We start from the raw sequence: 1,833 nt of genomic DNA, 5'->3' as shown, positions 1-1,833 counted from the left end.
TACATGAAGCAAAAAATCACCATTGATTGCGTACGTATTGATGCCGGTCAAAGCTATTAATACTATAAGACTTAATTTTAAAATCGTTTTCATGATACTGCCGTTTTAAATTAGTAATAATTTCTATTGCTAAAGTAGCATCATAATCCCAACCAAAACACAACTGTATTCTCTGATGCAGTTGTTATTTTAACCTTACGAAAACGATGTATTGCACATTCGGACAATACAGCATACTGACTGGGTAATTTAGAATAGTTTTAAAAATTATTTATTTACAAAAAAACTTTTGCACTTGATCCTGGATATCGGATCAAGAACAAAACTTGGGGAGGAAATGTGAAAATAAAATCAGAAATTTGCAATCTAAGAATTTGAGATGACCCCTATAGAGCTTTTAAAATTTATGCTTCCTGATTTTTTAGTAGATCACTTTGAAGTAGTTTCTTCTGCCAATACAGAAGAAATATTACACCTTTATTTTGAGGAAAAAATAAAACCGCCAGAAGAGTTTAATTCATTTGAACTGGTTTCCAAGGGTTTTCAAGATGAGATCACTATTCCGGACTTTCCCTTAAGAGGCAAACTGGTGTATTTACACATTAAAAGAAGACGCTGGACCAATAAAAACACTGGAGAAATAATTAAAAGAGATTGGAATTTAGCAGCCAGGGGAACCCGCATGACTCAGGAGTTTGCGGCTTTTTTAAAAGAAATTAATAGATAACAGCCCTGCTGACTGCCATACTATTGGAGGTTTTTTCGGAGTTAATGGAAAGAAACTCCAAAGACAATATAAAAAACACTTAAGCTTATTTACTACATGGGATCCACGTGAACATGCACACCAGTGGATTGTTTACCCTGAAAATATGGGAACACATTTATCTATAGACGAAGTGGCTCTGTCACAGGGTGAGCTTTATACCATTTTGACCAACAAGAAATTTAAAGGCAGAAAAGGCTCCTTAGTGGCCATTATTGCAGGAACCAAAGCGGATCAGGTCATAGAACACATCAGTAAGATCGATTATAAAAAGAGATCTTCTGTTAAAGAGATAACACTAGACATGGCTAATTCCATGAAGCTGATCTCAAAGCGTTGTTTTCCAAAAGCGAAACTGGTCACTGACAGGTTCCATGTTCAAAAATTAGCCCTGGAAGCATTACAGGAAATTAGAATCAAGCATCGATGGGAAGCGATGGATTTTGAGAATCAATTAATCCTGCAGGCAAAATCAGAAAACAAAACATACATCTCCCAGCTTTTGCCCAACGGAGATTCTGTGAAACAACGACTGGCCAGAAGCAGATATCTGCTTTATAAATCCCGTGAAAAATGGACTGACAACCAAAAAGAAAGAGCCAAGATGATTTTTGATTTATATCCTGATATAAAAACAGCTTATAATCTAAATCAGCAGCTTCGAGGAATTTACAATAACAATAATGATAAACACACTGCCATGACCAAACTGGCGCACTGGTATAGAAATGTAGAAGAAGTAGGTTTTAAAAACTTTAATATCTTACTCAATACTATAACTTTTAATTACCAGTCCATCTTAAACTATTTTGACAATAGATGCACAAATGCTTCTGCAGAATCTTTCAATGCAAAAATAAAAGCTTTTAGATCGCAATTTAGAGGGGTGAGAAATATAGATTTTTTCCTATTTAGATTATCTAATCTTTTTGCTTAATCCCCAACTTTTGCACTTGATCCTTAATTTTTTCATAATAAAAACTTGAGCCAAAAGCAAAAACCCCTTATTTCTAAGGGGTTTTCCTGTACTCAGAGCGGGACTTGAACCCGCACGAACATTGCTGTTC

At 35.1% G+C, this 1,833-nt stretch carries 2 protein-coding genes; both read left to right on the top strand.

Annotated features, from left to right (window positions below):
* The first annotated feature begins 406 nt into the window (after nt 1-406).
* Nucleotides 407-727 carry an ISAon1 family transposase N-terminal region protein gene (locus AC1DVP_RS21230; RefSeq protein WP_477185461.1) on the top strand — a complete coding sequence of 107 codons (321 nt, stop codon included), beginning with the start codon at nt 407-409 and terminating at the stop codon, nt 725-727.
* Entirely contained in the window at nt 720-1,703 is a 984-nt protein-coding gene (locus tag AC1DVP_RS21225) for an ISAon1 family transposase (RefSeq protein ID WP_477185462.1), read from the top strand. Before AC1DVP_RS21230 ends, AC1DVP_RS21225 begins: the two co-directional genes overlap by 8 nt.
* Nucleotides 1,704-1,833: the final 130 nt, after the last annotated feature.

Source organism: Flavobacterium sp. P3_A6 (genome assembly GCF_056403035.1).
Note: the sequence above shows the minus strand (reverse complement) of the source record. Positions and strands in the feature narration are given on the sequence as shown.

What these genes read in the sequence shown, in the direction of transcription:
- AC1DVP_RS21230 (WP_477185461.1), top strand. Translation starts at nt 407, where the DNA reads ATGCTTCCTGATTTTTTAGTAGATCACTTTGAAGTAGTTTCTTCTGCC.